This window comes from Marinomonas sp. TI.3.20 (assembly GCF_038155025.1).
Classification (GTDB): Bacteria; Pseudomonadota; Gammaproteobacteria; order Pseudomonadales; family Marinomonadaceae; genus Marinomonas; species Marinomonas flavescens.
In genome coordinates this window covers 137,441-151,581 of the sequence record NZ_JBAKAS010000005.1, presented here as the reverse complement: position 1 = coordinate 151,581, position 14,141 = coordinate 137,441, and the positions used below count along the sequence as shown (strand labels likewise).

The 14,141-nt window shown below is 43.7% G+C and carries 14 protein-coding genes; 7 read left to right on the top strand and 7 right to left on the bottom strand.

What is annotated here, in order from left to right; translation table 11 throughout:
• Positions 1 to 127: 127 nt before the first annotated feature.
• Positions 128 to 1,033: a DNA-3-methyladenine glycosylase family protein gene (locus V6259_RS07615; protein WP_341584069.1), complete on the top strand. Its 906-nt coding sequence runs from the start codon at positions 128 to 130 to the stop codon at positions 1,031 to 1,033.
• Here the strand turns inward: V6259_RS07615 and V6259_RS07610 are convergent.
• Positions 1,027 to 1,977 (bottom strand): LysR family transcriptional regulator, encoded by a 951-nt coding sequence (locus tag V6259_RS07610; protein WP_341584068.1) that lies wholly within the window; start codon positions 1,975 to 1,977, stop codon positions 1,027 to 1,029. The genes V6259_RS07615 and V6259_RS07610 overlap by 7 nt on opposite strands.
• 120 nt (positions 1,978 to 2,097) lie before the next feature.
• Here V6259_RS07610 and V6259_RS07605 point away from each other — a divergent pair, with 120 nt between their 5' ends.
• Together V6259_RS07605 and oadA are read left to right on the top strand one after the other, a co-directional pair.
• Complete coding sequence (locus V6259_RS07605) at positions 2,098 to 3,513, top strand: acetyl-CoA carboxylase biotin carboxylase subunit (RefSeq protein WP_133013232.1); 1,416 nt, start codon at positions 2,098 to 2,100, stop codon at positions 3,511 to 3,513.
• A gap of 18 nt (positions 3,514 to 3,531) precedes the next feature.
• Positions 3,532 to 5,343: a sodium-extruding oxaloacetate decarboxylase subunit alpha gene (oadA, locus tag V6259_RS07600; RefSeq protein WP_341584067.1), complete on the top strand. Its 1,812-nt coding sequence runs from the start codon at positions 3,532 to 3,534 to the stop codon at positions 5,341 to 5,343.
• Between the two features lie 134 nt (positions 5,344 to 5,477).
• Here the strand turns inward: oadA and V6259_RS07595 are convergent, their stop codons facing one another.
• The gene (locus V6259_RS07595; protein ID WP_341584066.1) at positions 5,478 to 6,464 is read right to left on the bottom strand and encodes an aldo/keto reductase; all 987 of its coding nucleotides are present in this window, start codon (positions 6,462 to 6,464) and stop codon (positions 5,478 to 5,480) included.
• A gap of 160 nt (positions 6,465 to 6,624) precedes the next feature.
• On the opposite strand from V6259_RS07595, the gene aroQ reads away from it, so the two are divergent.
• Entirely contained in the window at positions 6,625 to 7,077 is a 453-nt protein-coding gene (gene aroQ / locus V6259_RS07590) for a type II 3-dehydroquinate dehydratase (protein ID WP_341584065.1), read from the top strand.
• Between the two features lie 95 nt (positions 7,078 to 7,172).
• Here the strand turns inward: aroQ and arsB are convergent, their stop codons facing one another.
• The 3 genes from arsB to V6259_RS07575 are packed head-to-tail and all read right to left on the bottom strand — an operon-like array spanning position 7,173 to position 9,283.
• Positions 7,173 to 8,189, bottom strand: a complete 1,017-nt coding sequence (arsB, locus tag V6259_RS07585) for an ACR3 family arsenite efflux transporter (protein WP_341584064.1) — start codon at positions 8,187 to 8,189, stop codon at positions 7,173 to 7,175.
• A gap of 10 nt (positions 8,190 to 8,199) precedes the next feature.
• A complete protein-coding gene (arsH, locus tag V6259_RS07580; RefSeq protein WP_341584063.1) occupies positions 8,200 to 8,919 on the bottom strand; it encodes an arsenical resistance protein ArsH in 720 nt (239 codons plus the stop codon).
• 28 nt (positions 8,920 to 8,947) lie between these two features.
• Complete coding sequence (locus V6259_RS07575; protein ID WP_341584062.1) at positions 8,948 to 9,283, bottom strand: metalloregulator ArsR/SmtB family transcription factor; 336 nt, start codon at positions 9,281 to 9,283, stop codon at positions 8,948 to 8,950.
• A 225-nt stretch (positions 9,284 to 9,508) separates the two neighbouring features.
• Here V6259_RS07575 and V6259_RS07570 point away from each other — a divergent pair, with 225 nt between their 5' ends.
• Complete coding sequence (locus V6259_RS07570) at positions 9,509 to 9,862, top strand: TfoX/Sxy family protein (protein WP_341584061.1); 354 nt, start codon at positions 9,509 to 9,511, stop codon at positions 9,860 to 9,862.
• Between the two features lie 100 nt (positions 9,863 to 9,962).
• Here the strand turns inward: V6259_RS07570 and pepQ are convergent, their stop codons facing one another.
• Both pepQ and V6259_RS07560 read right to left on the bottom strand, forming a co-directional pair.
• Positions 9,963 to 11,246 carry a Xaa-Pro dipeptidase gene (pepQ, locus tag V6259_RS07565; RefSeq protein WP_341584060.1) on the bottom strand — a complete coding sequence of 428 codons (1,284 nt, stop codon included), beginning with the start codon at positions 11,244 to 11,246 and terminating at the stop codon, positions 9,963 to 9,965.
• Between the two features lie 181 nt (positions 11,247 to 11,427).
• On the bottom strand, positions 11,428 to 12,459 hold the full coding sequence (locus tag V6259_RS07560; RefSeq protein ID WP_341584059.1) for an AraC family transcriptional regulator: 1,032 nt from the start codon (positions 12,457 to 12,459) through the stop codon (positions 11,428 to 11,430).
• 157 nt (positions 12,460 to 12,616) lie between these two features.
• Here V6259_RS07560 and V6259_RS07555 point away from each other — a divergent pair, with 157 nt between their 5' ends.
• Positions 12,617 to 13,276: a cytochrome b/b6 domain-containing protein gene (locus V6259_RS07555; RefSeq protein WP_341584058.1), complete on the top strand. Its 660-nt coding sequence runs from the start codon at positions 12,617 to 12,619 to the stop codon at positions 13,274 to 13,276.
• 88 nt (positions 13,277 to 13,364) lie between these two features.
• The gene (hutC, locus tag V6259_RS07550) at positions 13,365 to 14,123 is read left to right on the top strand and encodes a histidine utilization repressor (RefSeq protein WP_240537167.1); all 759 of its coding nucleotides are present in this window, start codon (positions 13,365 to 13,367) and stop codon (positions 14,121 to 14,123) included.
• Positions 14,124 to 14,141 lie beyond the last annotated feature (18 nt).

The window sequence follows — 14,141 nt, the reverse complement described above, 5'->3', positions numbered from 1 at the left end:
TAGATCAATGTCATGTTGAGTAGGATAGTGAAGCAACCTAATCATTAAGTAAGCCCTATTTTGATCGAGCGGTTCATAGGGTGCGGTTTAGGAATAAAATAGTTTCACTCATTTCTTAAGGAATACCATGTCAATATTGTCTTTGATTAAACCACTTCCATGCCATTTTCAACGACAAGGTTTTCTAGATTTTCATGGTCGCGATAGTGAATCTATTGCAGAGCGATGCAGTGGAAACATTATTGAGAAAGGGCTTTTTTGGCAGGATGAAGCTGCGGTTATTTCGTTTAATTTCAATCAAATAGGTCAGGTACTTATTTTATTAGATATATCAAGGGAAGTGACAGACGCTGATAAAATAGCTTTGTCCGAATTAGCGGATCATATGCTGGGTTTAGATCAAGATGTTGATACTTTCGAAGCGCAATGTATTACACAAAACTCGCCTATGTCATCGTTAGTGAAGCAACAAATGGGATTGCGTATTCCACAGAGCGCTTCACCTTTTGAAGCCTTTAGTTGGGCTATTGTTGGTCAGCAGATTAGTGTCAAGGCTGCTATTTCAATACGTCGGCGATTCATTCAAGCCTTTGGAGTGCAACACTCAAGTGGGTTAATGTGTTATCCAACGGCTAAATCATTGAGCGAGGTTGTCCCTGAGGATTTACAAGCAACAGGTTTTTCTAAAGCGAAAGCCGCTGCGCTTTTGCTTTTGTCTGAGCATCTCCGTCAAGGAAAGTTGATTTGGCCTTCTCAACCTGATCGATTGGCAATCGAGTCATTGACAGAGCAATTGCTTGCCTTGAAAGGCATTGGTCCCTGGACGGTTAGTTATGGCTTGTTGCGCGGCTTTAGTTGGCTTGATGGTTCGTTACACGGGGATGTGGCTGTACGCCGCAATCTATCCACTTTACTAAAGTCGTCAGTGCCGTTAGATGCCAAGGCAACGGAACAATGGTTAGCCGATTATTCACCTTGGAGGGCGCTAGTTGGCGCCCACCTGTGGGCCATGGATTCAGAGATAAGTTATTGATCTATCATGCGCTGAAACATAGGCTCAAACTGGCTAATATTCTGTTGCACATAATCAATAAAAGAGCGCATGGTTGGCGTTGGATGTTGGCCTTGAGGGCTGACTAGACACCAAGATCGTCGCAATGGAAAATCTTTGATAGGCAGTTCGACTAAACTGCCTAGTTTTAACTCGGAAATAATGGCTAAACGCGGTAAAACAGCAACGCCTAACCCCGCCAGCACAGCATGTTTAATGGCATCATTTGAACCAAGAACCATTTTATTCTGAAAGCGCACTCGCTGTTTTTGGCAATGTAGTTCGAGTGTTAAGCGACTACCAGAACCTACTTCTCTAAGCAGCAATGTTTGCTCTAAAAACATCGATAATGTGACCTCTTCCTCTTGTAGTAGAGGGTGGCCTTTAGGCGCCACAGCAATCAACTTATTACCTAAAAAAGGTATGCTCAGCATAGGTTTATCGTTTGGCACCATGCCCATAATCGTTAACTCATCGCGATTTTTTTCTAATCGATCAATGGCTTTTTCTCGATTAACCACCTCCAGCGAGATAGTGACGTCAGGGTTTAGATCTGAATAAGCGCGAAGTAAATATGGCACTATGTATTGAGCCGCGGAAACGGCAACTAACTTCAGCTCTCCTGATATCAATCCTGTCTCGGCGGCAAGGTCATTTTGAAATCGTTGAACTTCATTGAAAACAGAAAAAGTACATTCTGCTAAGCGTTTCGCGATGGCCGTGCTGTAAAGCTGACGGCCGACGTATTCGAACAAAGGTTGACCGATGGTTTGCTCTAATTGGCGGATTTGATTGCTTACCGCGGGCTGACTTAAGCCGAGCATGTCACCAGCACGACTGTAGCTGCTTAGCTCATAGACGCTTTTGAATACTTGTAGCTGCCTAAAGGTTAACCGATTGGCTATATTTTGGACGGGTGATGACATTTCTTCTCTCATTTTCTGTTTATCTATCACGTATACCTTATAGATAACCTTTGAAATATCAATTTTTACTTTTGTCTTTCTTTGCGTAGGCTAAATGAACACCAAGTTAAGGAGTGACCCATGTTGAAGAAAGTGTTGATCGCTAACCGTGGTGAAATCGCGGTTCGTATAATACGTGCATGTTCAGAGTCCGATATTCGTTCTGTTGCCATTTTTACCGAGCCGGACCGTTATGCATTGCACGTTAAGCGTGCGGATGAATCCTATTCATTAGGCGACGACCCTATCGCTGGTTATTTGGATCCCTTACGCATTGTAAATTTAGCATTAGAAACCGGCTGTGATGCGATTCATCCTGGCTATGGATTTTTATCAGAAAATGCAAATTTTGCCGCACTATGTGAGCAAAAAGGTATCGTGTTTATTGGGCCAAAATCCACTGTAATCAATAAAATGGGTGATAAAACCCAAGCACGAGACAGCATGCGTGCAGCGGGGGTGCCTGTTACTCCTGGCTCGGAAGGAAATTTAAAAGATCTTGATGAGGCTTTATCTTTAGCGGATAAATTTGGTTATCCCATCATGATTAAAGCCACTTCAGGTGGCGGCGGGCGTGGTATACGTCGTTGTGATACACCAGAAGAGTTGGTTAGTCAGTATCCTCGCGTTATTTCTGAGGCGACTAAGGCTTTTGGTTCTGCAGAAGTATTTCTTGAGAAGTGTATCGTCGACCCTTGCCACATCGAAGTACAAATTTTGGCAGATTCTCAAGGCAATGTGATTCACCTTTATGAGCGTGATTGTTCGATTCAACGCCGTAATCAGAAATTGATTGAGATTGCACCTAGCCCGCAATTAACACCAGAGCAGCGCCAATACATTGGTAATCTTGCCGTTACCGCAGCCCAAGCAGTGGGCTACGAAAATGCGGGTACCGTTGAGTTCTTGTTGTCTGGTAATGAAATCTACTTCATGGAAATGAACACGCGTGTTCAAGTAGAGCACACGATTACTGAGCAAATTACAGGCGTAGATATTGTACGCGAGCAATTGCGTGTTGCTTCTGGTTTGCCATTAAGTTTTCGCCAAGAAGATATTAGCTATACCGGGTACGCGATGCAGTTTCGGATCAACGCCGAAGACCCTAAAAATGATTTTATGCCAAGTTTTGGACGTATTACTCATTATTATGCGCCAGGTGGTCCAGGTGTTCGAGTTGATACGGCTATTTATACAGGTTATGAAATCCCACCTTACTTCGACTCCATGTGTTTGAAGTTGGTTGTATGGGCGCTGACTTGGGATGAAATGTTAGCTCGTGGTCGCCGGGCGATCGATGATATGCGTTTGCACGGTATCAAAACAACAGCCAACTATTACCAAGAAATTCTCAAACACCCTGATTTTATCAAAGGTGAGTTCAATACGGGCTTTGTACCAGCCCATCCAGAGCTATTAAATTATTCCGTAAAACGTAACCCAAGCGATATTGCGCTTGTATTAGCGGCGGCTATTGCCGCACACGTTGGTCGATAATCCGCAGGAGGAAGTAACATGAGTCAAGTTAACAAAAGAAAAGTCGAAATCACGGACGTTACTCTGCGTGATGCACATCAGTCTCTTATTGCGACACGTATGCGCACAGAAGATATGCTGCCTATTTGTGAGAAATTAGATCAAGTCGGTTTTTGGTCCCTAGAAGTATGGGGCGGCGCTACTTTTGATGCCTGTGTACGATTCTTAAAAGAAGATCCATGGGAGCGTTTACGTCAACTTAAAGAAGCGCTACCGAATACTCGTCTACAAATGCTATTGCGCGGTCAAAACTTATTGGGTTACCGTCATTATGCAGATGATGTTGTGGAAGCCTTTGTACAAAAAGCAGCGGATAACGGAATCGACGTATTCCGTGTGTTTGATGCATTGAATGATTTGCGTAATATTGAAACAGCGATGAAAGCGGTTAAAAAAGCCGGTAAACATGCTCAAGGTACGATCTGTTATACCACTAGCCCTGTTCATACCGCTCAATTGTTTGTTGAACAAGCGAAAGCGATGCAAGCGATGGGTGCAGACTCTATTGCGATTAAAGACATGGCTGGTTTGCTAACGCCTTACGCGACATATGATTTGGTCAAAGCCATCAAAGAAGCGGTGGATTTACCGCTTGTTGTTCATAGCCACTCAACTTCTGGTCTAGCGCCATTGTGTCAGTTAAAAGCAATTGAAGCGGGCGCTGATCATATTGATACCGCGATTTCTTCTTTTGCGGGCGGCACTAGCCATCCAGCGACAGAGTCTCAAGTTGCGGCCTTGAAAGATACGGACTATGACACCGGATTAAATCTGGCTCTATTGTCTGAAATTGCTGACTATTTCCGTGATGTACGTAAAAAATACCATCAGTTTGAAAGTGAGTTTACTCGTGAAGATGTGTCGGTACAGATCAATCAAGTACCGGGCGGCATGATGTCTAACTTGGCAAATCAGCTGAAAGAGCAAAATGCCCTAGACAAAATTCGTGATGTATTTGACGAAATTCCTCGTGTCCGTGAAGACCTAGGCTTTCCTCCATTAGTAACGCCGACATCGCAAATCGTAGGTACTCAAGCTGTCTATAATGTTTTAGCTGGTCAGCGCTACAAGACGATTACTAATGAAGTAAAACGCTATTTATTGGGTGGTTACGGTCAACCACCAGCGGCTGTGAATGCCGATGTACAGAAAAAAGCAGTAGGCAATGAGCACGTTAATGAAGGTCGCCCTGCAGACTCATTAACTCCTGAGCTAGCTAAGTTGCGTAAAGACATTGGTGAGTTGGCTAAGTCAGAAGAAGATGTACTAACGTTTGCTATGTTTCCAGAGCTAGGACGTGAATTTTTGCAGCAACGTGCTGATGGAGCGTTACAACCAGAAGTATTACTACCGCCTGAACAAGCGGGCAATGCGACTGCGGCTGCTGGTCTGGCGACTGAATTTAAAATTGATGTACATGGCGAAGTTTATGACGTTGCTATCACAGGTGTGGGTGACTTTGGTGCCGGTAAGCGCAAACTTTACCTGTCCCTTGATGGCATGCCTGAAGAAGTCGTATTTGAATCATTGAATGAATACGTTTCTGAAGGTGGTAGTGGTCGTTCTAAAGCCACTGAGCCAGGTCATGTTAGTGCTGCTATGCCGGGCAATATCATCGATGTATTGGTAGCCGAAGGTGACACAGTGAAAGCAGGGCAAGCAGTACTCGTAACGGAAGCCATGAAAATGGAAACCGAAGTACATGCTAATATCGCAGGCACAGTGAAAACGGTTAGCGTTAAGAAAGGTGATCGTGTCACGCCAGGTGAAATGTTGATTGAAATTGTGTGATCTATTTCAGGATTAACGCTTTTTTTATCACGTTATAAAATGAGTTTTCAGTCTAAATAGACTCAAAAAAGGTCGCTTCCTTTATTAGGAAAGCGACCTTTTTACTGTGAAAATACGGGTTATCAATAACTGAATTATGCGTCGAACATTTCGGTACTCACATCAGCCTGTTGTGCCAGATTGTAACGAGAACCAAAGACGTTATTTTGGTTAATTATGTCATCCAGCAGAATCATTTTTTTACTGTCCAAGGTAAGTTGTCCCGCATGAAGGTTATCTCGCATATGAGAGATCGAGCGAGTACCAGGAATCGGCACAATATGTTCGCCTTTCATGCGGGTCCATGCCAAGGCCAATTGCGCTGGTGTGCAGCCGATGTCTTTTGCCATAGCGAGAAAATCCTGCAACAAGTCTATGTTTTTAGGATAGTTTTCCACACTAAAGCGCGGCATTGTTTTGCGGATGTCGGTGTCTACTAGTGTCGTAACATCGGTCAGTTCACCACACAAATAACCACGAGCGACCGGGCTAAAGGCTACAAAAGTAATGTCGAGGGCTTTCGTTGTCTCCAATACAGCAATTTCTGGGTTGCGAGTCCAAAGAGAGTATTCGGTCTGTAATGCAGTAAGCGGAGATTCTTTATGAGCACGTTCGACTACCTCAGCAGACACTTCAGACAAGCCGATGCCACCAATTTTGCCTTCTTTAACCAGATCACCGAGCGCACCCACGCTTTCTTCAATCGGCACATCTGGGTCCATGCGATGCAAATAATACAAATCGATGTGATCCGTTTGTAAGCGCTTTAGGCTATTTTCACATTGGCGACGTAGGTTTTCAGGGCGACCATTGATGATGCGTTTACCATCGACCATTTCCATGCCACATTTGCTGGCAAGAAAGAACTCGTTGCAACGATCTTTTAATGCGATGCCAACCAGCATCTCGTTTTTGCCAGCGCCGTATAATGTCGCTGTATCAAAGTGGCGATAACCCATTTCAAACGCCGCTTGCAGCGCTTCAATACCCGCGTCTTCTGTCAGCGGTGCGCCATAAGCATGGGAAAGATTCATACAGCCTAAGCCAATCGTTGGGTTGCTTAGGTGGGGATGTTTAGGCATAGGTACCTCATGGCTGTTTAGGGATTATTAGAATAGCTATATTGCACTTTGAAAGAGGTTTGCTCTAGTACCTAGATCAGCATCATCGTATTATCTTTTTACTTAACAATATTTCTTATGCACTGCTTAGTGTAAATCTCAGTCTATCGAGGAACTCTGTATGTCTACCATTATGGTATTGAACGGCCCGAACCTGAACTTATTGGGTACTCGTGAGCCAGAAATGTACGGCCATGAAACTATTACTGATGTGGAAGTCTTGTGCCGAGATACTGCCGCGGCATTAGGACATGATATTGATTTTCGCCAATCTAACCATGAAGGCGTGCTGATCGATTACATTCATGAAGCGGGTCGTCGTATTAAAGAAGGGGAAGTGCTAGGTGTGGTGTTTAACCCAGCCGCTTACACACACACTTCTGTCGCATTGCACGATGCGATTAAAGGGGCCGATGTGCCTGTGATTGAAGTGCATATTTCTAATGTACATACCCGCGAAGCTTTTCGTCATCATTCTTACATTTCACCTGTTGCTTTGGGTATCGTGGTCGGTATGGGCGTGCAAGGTTATGCCTTGGGCATTCAAGGGCTAGTTCATAAACTCAAAGCCTAAACAGATTTGCTCTTGGGTTAATGCAAAAAAGACCGTATTGATGAAGTGACATCAATACGGTCTTTTTCGTTTGAGACTGTGCTGTTTTTAATAGCTTAGGCAAACCAATGACGGGTGCGGTTAATAAACCAAACCAATGACAGCATAACCGGCACTTCTACTAACACACCGACAACGGTCGCCAGCGCAGCACCAGAGTGCAATCCGAATAACGAAATAGCGACAGCGACGGCCAATTCAAAAAAGTTAGACGTTCCTATAAGGCTGGCAGGAGCCGCTTCAGAATGAGGCAATTTGAATTTTCTTGCTAACCAGTAAGAGACGGCAAAAATACAATAAGTCTGGATCAGCAGAGGAATCGCAATCAATAGAATCGCTTGTGGTTTTGCCAAAATAGTTTCAGATTGAAAACCGAATAACAAAACCACAGTGGCAAGCAAACCGACGATAGACCAAGGCTTCATGGTACGCAAAAAAGCATCGAGTCTTGAGTGGTCATTGTTTTTATCTAATGCTTTACGGGTGAATAAACCCGCTAAAAGAGGCACTAATACATATAAAACCACCGCAATCAGTAAGGTGTCCCAAGGCACACTAATGTCAGTCGCGCCGAGTAAGAAACCGGCGATAGGGGCGAATGCGAAAATCATGATCACATCGTTAATAGACACCTGTACCAAGGTATAATTCGGATTCCCCTTAGTCAGCTGACTCCAGACAAACACCATGGCAGTACAAGGAGCAACGCCCAACAAAATCATCCCTGCTATGTATTCTTTCGCGGTTTCTGGATCGACCCAAGATACGAACAATACTTTAAAGAAGAGCCAGCCCAACAGCACCATAGAGAAGGGCTTAATCAGCCAGTTAATCACGAGAGTCAGTAGAATCCCTTTTGGATTTTTGCCAACGTCTTTAATGGATGAAAAATCGATTTGCACCATCATAGGGTAAATCATCAGCCAGATAAGCACGGCGATCACGAAGTTAACATGGGCGTATTCTACACCGGCGATCACTGAGAAAGCATCGGGGATTAGACTGCCGACCAGAATGCCACCGATGATACCCAATCCAACCCAGATGGTAAGATAACGTTCAAACAATCCCATGGTATTCGTCCTATATCGATTTTTGATTAACCCGTTTACTAAGCTGTTCTGCGCTTTCGGCACGCTCAGAATACCGGTCTACTAAGTAGTCTTTTTGATCGCGAAGCAAGAGCGTGAACTTCATCAACTCTTCCAGTACATCGACAATACGGTTGTAGTAAGCAGAGGGTTTCATACGACCATCTTCTTCAAATTCTAAAAAGGCTTTCGCCACAGATGACTGATTTGGAATCGTCACCATGCGCATCCAGCGACCTAAAATGCGCATTTGATTGACCGCGTTAAACGACTGAGAACCGCCACTGACTTGCATAACCGCCAGCGTTTTTCCTTGTGTCGGGCGCACGCTGCCGATGCTGAGAGGCATCCAATCAAGTTGGCTTTTCAATATGCTGGTCATCGAGCCATGACGCTCTGGCGAGCACCATACTTGACCTTCAGACCACATCATTAATTCTCTAAGTTCTTGTACCTTTGGATGGCTGTCGTCTTCTGAATCTGGCTGTGGTAAACCCGCTGGGTTGAATATTTTCACGTCGGCACCAAAGGACGTTAATAAGCGGGCAGACTCTTCAATCACTAGGCGGCTGTAAGAGCGCTCACGCAGCGATCCATAGAGCAATAATAGACGCGGTTTGTGGGTGCTTGGTGTGGCGGAAAACTGCTCATGGCTAGGAATGTTAAGTTGCTCATGATTGATGTTTGGTAAGCTGTTTTCAAGTGACGGCATTACTCTTCTCCATTGTGCGTAAGTGGTGTTAGCAGCAATTATTGACGGATGATTTGCAGGACAACAGTTTGTCCAGCGCGGCTTGGTAGTAGTCTTTGTTATGTTGAGCGGTTGTGTTTATTACCGTTTTCGCCCAGTCCGGCAACTCAGGATGCAAACGGTAATACACCCATTTGCCACGCCGTTCGTCTTGCAATATGCCGCATTTACGCAGTTCAGCAAGGTGACGCGAGGTCTTGGGTTGATCAAGCTCCAGCGCAGCCATTAGGTCGCAAACGCAGGCTTCATCTGCTTGCTGGATCAGCATGATGGACTTCAAACGAGTGTCGTCGGCGAGGCACTTATAAAACTTACAAGGGTTCATATACATATCCGAAAAATAACATATGTGTAATTTCGAATATATTGAAATAAAAGTCAACAAGAGAAATGTTTAGACGGGTTTGTTCATTGGTAGAGATGCTTCCATGTACAACACCTCGCTCCCCATGCAAGCGCGAAGAATTGCTATGGACTAGGGTAAAAGATAATAGGAGGTTAATTATTCGCTGCTATAATCCCGGTGTTGATCCTAGAAAAGTGAATAGTGATGGCGTATGACAGAGGGTTGGAAGAAAGGTTGTGTGAGTACTTTCAAGGGCGACCAGATTTAGACGTTAGGAAGATGTTTGGTGGTTTGTGCTTTTTACTGTCTGAGCATATGTGCTGTGTCATCGTCGGTGATGAGTTGATGGTGCGTGTTGGCCCAAAGGATTATGAAAAATATTTAGCCAAGCCTCACGCAAGAGAAATGGATTTTACGGGCAAGCCGATAAAAACCATGGTGTATGTTGCGTCTGCGGGACTGGAGTCTGATGAGGAATTAAATGGATGGCTTAGTGTTTGCGTGTCGTTTGCTGAGTCTTTACCGCCTAAGCGGCCAAAACTAAAAAACAGTCTGTAGCATTAGAGCAAACTAGATCGTGTGATGAACATAAAATTCCATATAAAAAGGGCCTATGATTAGGCCCTTTTAAGATCAGTTACGATTTCTAATGACCGTTTTACTGTCCGAACGCGTTACGCGTCAGGTTGATTGGCAAATCATCTTTAACCACGATGTTGTCTTCTATACGAATGCCGCCGTAAGGCTTGAAGCGTTCGATTAGCTCTAGATCACAGCCATGCTGAGGAATATCCGCCTGCATTTTTTCTAACAGCATTGGTACGAAGTAGAGCCCCGGTTCGATGGTGATGACCATGTCTTTTTTAAGCGTCCGAGTGAGTCGTAAGAAAGGCGAGTTTTCGTCTTTTCTTGTTGTGCCCAACTCATCAATTTGAAAACCGCCTACATCGTGTACCTGTAAGCCAAGTAAATGACCAATGCCATGTGGAAAGAATACTTGTGGAATGGCTTTCGCCATTTGCTCATCGACACTTAATCGGCAGATTTTATGGTCATGAAGAATATGAGCAATACCCACTAATGCCTCTTGATGAATGGAACGATAATCTACACCTGACATGGCGCTGGAGGCTAAATGTTGTTCCATAGTGTCTAAGCTGTTTACCAACGCGCTAAATTCGTCATCATGACGTACAAAGGTGCGGGTAATGTCACTGGCGTAGCCATGTTCATTGGCGCCTGCATCGATAAGCAGAGTCAGCGGACGAGCCGAACGGTTAATGTCTTTGTGCTCGTAATGTAATACCGCGGCGTGTTCATTAACGCCAACAATGCCTGGATAAGGTTCTTGAGCTGCCGTTTGTTGGCTGGCTTGTAAAAACGCCAAATGAATTTCTAATTCACTCATGCCAGCTAAAAAAGCCTCTTTAGCGGCAAGATGGCCTTTTACAGCTCGCTCGGTTGCTAAGCGCATAGCATTGATTTCGAAGGGTGTTTTAACGGCTTTTGAAAAATCGACATAGGCATTTAGGCCTTCAATTGTTTGTGCAAAAGACTGAGGTTGAGGCCCTAACCAAGCGCATTTTTGAGGTAAGCCAGAAAACCATTTGTCGTCTACCCGAGCTGGAGAAATATCCCATTCGTCTTGCCACTCACCGGCAGGAACAGGATTAGGCGCATGCCAAAAATCGTCACGAATAGGCCAAACAATACGTGGCTTTTGCCCGGCTTGAATAATGAGATAAGTGTCGGTATTTAAGGTGAATGGTAACCATTGTTGAGCGCCTGAATAAGCATGAAAAGGCGCAGTATGGTCGTCTTGGAAGTAATAGGTTTTTTGGCCAGAAGCGAGAACAATAGCATCGAGGTTAAAGTGCTGCATTGCTTTGGCGTAGCGAGCTTGTAGCGTCGCGATATGTTCTTGATAAGATGATGTATTCATAAATCGGAACTCGTATTGGTAAAAGGAAGCGTCAGCCAGCCAAATATCAAAAAGGATTGGCGGACAAATTAACAACATTAAGGGGGGAGATTCCAAGCCATTAGGATACATCAAATAGGGGGCTTTGTTTCAGCTCCTTGATACTCTTTTTTGAGTATTTTAAAGTCTCCACATAAACACGTTATTTTATCGGCAAACAAATCTTTGTGACGTAGTCTTTAGAATCAGATGTATCGCAAGGGCCATTTTCAAATATTTCGACACCGGGGCGTTTACGATCAAACCGAAGGTTATGCAAGCGCCTTAGATTATGGGCGATATGCCAAGCTAACGATAAGTTCTGATAGTTTCCACCATAAAGTATGGTTAGGTAATTTCCATCTAAAGTAATGCGTTCTGGACGTGAGTCACAGGGTTCGAGGTTTTGTGTCGAAATACCAAGCTTGCCCGAAAAATAATGATGAACAGGGTCAGCTTTTGTATAAATAGCGAAGCTAGGGCCAGCGGGTGGATTGTTTGGTCCTAATAGAGTGAGTAAATCATGAAAACCTTGCTCCATTTTTTGTGACATAGGCTGGTCACGGACAGTAAAAGGCCGAGTGACAGCATCGAAATGCTTAAGCTTCGTCTGAGTTAATGCTCTAAAAGTAGGGTTGTCGTATTGATAATGATCAGATTGGTTATATCGTGCTAAATGCGCGGTTAAGCGGATGATAGACAGTTCTAAATCACGAGTCGCACGGACTAAATAACAGGCTGCTTGCCAGCGTTTTAAAAAGGGTATGTCGCCGGTAATCTGTATGGAAACTAGGGTGTGGGAACCTTGTTTACTAAGATCAATATTAAAGTGCAGTTCACCAGGGAAAAACGCTTCAACTTCAATGATTGCATGGCAATAATGAACGTTAGAACGGGCTGGAATAATTGAAATATAACCGTTTTTTACAAGTTCGCCTTGCCACTCTAAATAAGAAGGTAAAACAGCATTGTTGCCTGTATTTGAGTAATTAAAATCCACTTTAGCGTTAGGTTCATAAATAAGCCAAGGTATCCAATGAGGCCACTGATTTAAGTCGCTTAAGTCTTGTGCGATAGTGTCTATTGGTAAATTAATGACGGCGTTGCGTCTGACGACAAATCGATCCTCGCAAAAGAAATAATAAGACAACAAAAGAACAATGACGACTGTGATTACAATAAAGCTCATTGCCATGCCGTGACTCCAACTTTTATAAATGATTTCTCCAATGGCTAACTATAGTGCCGAATAGGAAAATCTGCTGGTAAACACGTTGTTTTATATGGATAGTTGGCTGGTGATAGTACTTTATAGAAGAATATAAATGACCAAAATAAAGGTGGTGTGGAATATGAAATCCGTACTTGTGTGGGATTGGCCTATCAGAGTCAGCCATTGGCTTATGGCGTTTTTATTCACGGGGCTGATTGTTACAGGGAAACTTCAAGGTGATCTCTTTCAATACCACTTTTATTTAGGTTATGGCTTATCCAGCGTGATTGTTTTTCGCTTGTTATATGGCCTATATGGCTCTAAATATGCGAAGTTTAGCCAGTTTCTTAAAGGGCCTAAAGCGGTCTTTTCCTTTATGAAGAGCATGTTAAATGGCGAGTCTCGGGTCTATCTAGGGCATAATCCAGCCGGTGGATGGATGGTTGTTATTTTGCTTCTAACATTAACATTTCAATGGGTCTCAGGTTTATTCACCAGTGATGATATTTTTTGGTTTGGACCTTTAAACCAATATGCGTCCAATGACTGGATAGGCCAAATGTCATGGATTCATCATGCTTTACCAAATATATTATTAGCGCTTGTCGGGCTACATATTGCCGCTGTTTTGTATCATGAGTTATGTCTAAAAGAACGTCTTACATTGGCAATGATTACGGGTAAAAAGCGCACTGATATAGCCTCGAATTTTAATATCAAAACTCCGCGTTGGGGGGTTATCTTTTCAATGATAATCGGTTTTGCGTGGCTCGTTTGGCTATGGACATTACCTGTTTAGTTTTAATTGTCTATACAGGTTTATTGTTTGCTGAATGATACTAGCGATATAATGATGTTACTTAATTGATAAACAGATGGAATACGCTTTGTCTGATCAAACTACAACGATATTAGAACACTTATTTGATGGCTTGCCAGATGTGCCACAGCCCATTTACGCAAAATTAAAGCAAGCCATTTCGCATAAAATTTCCGTGGGTGAATGGCAAACGAATCAACGGGTTCCATCTGAAGCTGAGATTGTTAATTTTCTTGGTGTTAGTCGCATGACTGTAAACCGTGCATTACGCGAATTAACCGCTGAAGGATTGCTGATTCGCCACCAAGGACTGGGGACATTCGTCGCAGAAAAAAAAGCGCATTCAGCCTTGTTTGAAGTGCATAACATTGCTGAAGAAATTGCCGCTCGTGGTCATCAGCATGTATCAAAATTATTAACACTGGAGTCTGCTAGAGCCAGTGTTGAAGAGGCCATGATGTTAGGTGTTCGCACTAATCATGGCATTTTTCGTTCTGTTGTTTTGCATTATGAAAACGATATCCCTATTCAAATTGAAGAACGTATCGTTAATGCAAGTCGAGCACCAGATTACGACAAACAGGATTTTTCCCAACACACTTCCTACGAATACCTGATGACAACAGCGCCAATGACAGAAGGCGAACATTTGGTTGAAGCTATTTTACCCAGCGAAACAGAATGCGAGCGTTTGCAGATCGCTGCGAATGAGCCCTGTTTACAAATAAAACGTCGTACTTGGGCGGGTGAGGATATTATTACTGCTGCTCGTTTAGTTCACCCAGGCTCTCGCTTTCAGTTATTTGGGCATTTTGGGCGCGGCTGATTCGAGCAGAGCAATATT

Bases quoted from the DNA above. Each gene is read 5' to 3' on its own strand.
- V6259_RS07615 (WP_341584069.1), top strand. From the start codon at position 128: ATGTCAATATTGTCTTTGATTAAACCACTTCCATGCCATTTTCAACGA.
- V6259_RS07610 (WP_341584068.1), bottom strand. From the start codon at position 1,977: ATGTCATCACCCGTCCAAAATATAGCCAATCGGTTAACCTTTAGGCAG.
- V6259_RS07605 (WP_133013232.1), top strand. From the start codon at position 2,098: ATGTTGAAGAAAGTGTTGATCGCTAACCGTGGTGAAATCGCGGTTCGT.
- oadA (WP_341584067.1), top strand. From the start codon at position 3,532: ATGAGTCAAGTTAACAAAAGAAAAGTCGAAATCACGGACGTTACTCTG.
- V6259_RS07595 (WP_341584066.1), bottom strand. From the start codon at position 6,464: ATGCCTAAACATCCCCACCTAAGCAACCCAACGATTGGCTTAGGCTGT.
- aroQ (WP_341584065.1), top strand. From the start codon at position 6,625: ATGTCTACCATTATGGTATTGAACGGCCCGAACCTGAACTTATTGGGT.
- arsB (WP_341584064.1), bottom strand. From the start codon at position 8,189: ATGGGATTGTTTGAACGTTATCTTACCATCTGGGTTGGATTGGGTATC.
- arsH (WP_341584063.1), bottom strand. From the start codon at position 8,919: ATGCCGTCACTTGAAAACAGCTTACCAAACATCAATCATGAGCAACTT.
- V6259_RS07575 (WP_341584062.1), bottom strand. From the start codon at position 9,283: ATGAACCCTTGTAAGTTTTATAAGTGCCTCGCCGACGACACTCGTTTG.
- V6259_RS07570 (WP_341584061.1), top strand. From the start codon at position 9,509: ATGGCGTATGACAGAGGGTTGGAAGAAAGGTTGTGTGAGTACTTTCAA.
- pepQ (WP_341584060.1), bottom strand. From the start codon at position 11,246: ATGAATACATCATCTTATCAAGAACATATCGCGACGCTACAAGCTCGC.
- V6259_RS07560 (WP_341584059.1), bottom strand. From the start codon at position 12,459: ATGGCAATGAGCTTTATTGTAATCACAGTCGTCATTGTTCTTTTGTTG.
- V6259_RS07555 (WP_341584058.1), top strand. From the start codon at position 12,617: ATGAAATCCGTACTTGTGTGGGATTGGCCTATCAGAGTCAGCCATTGG.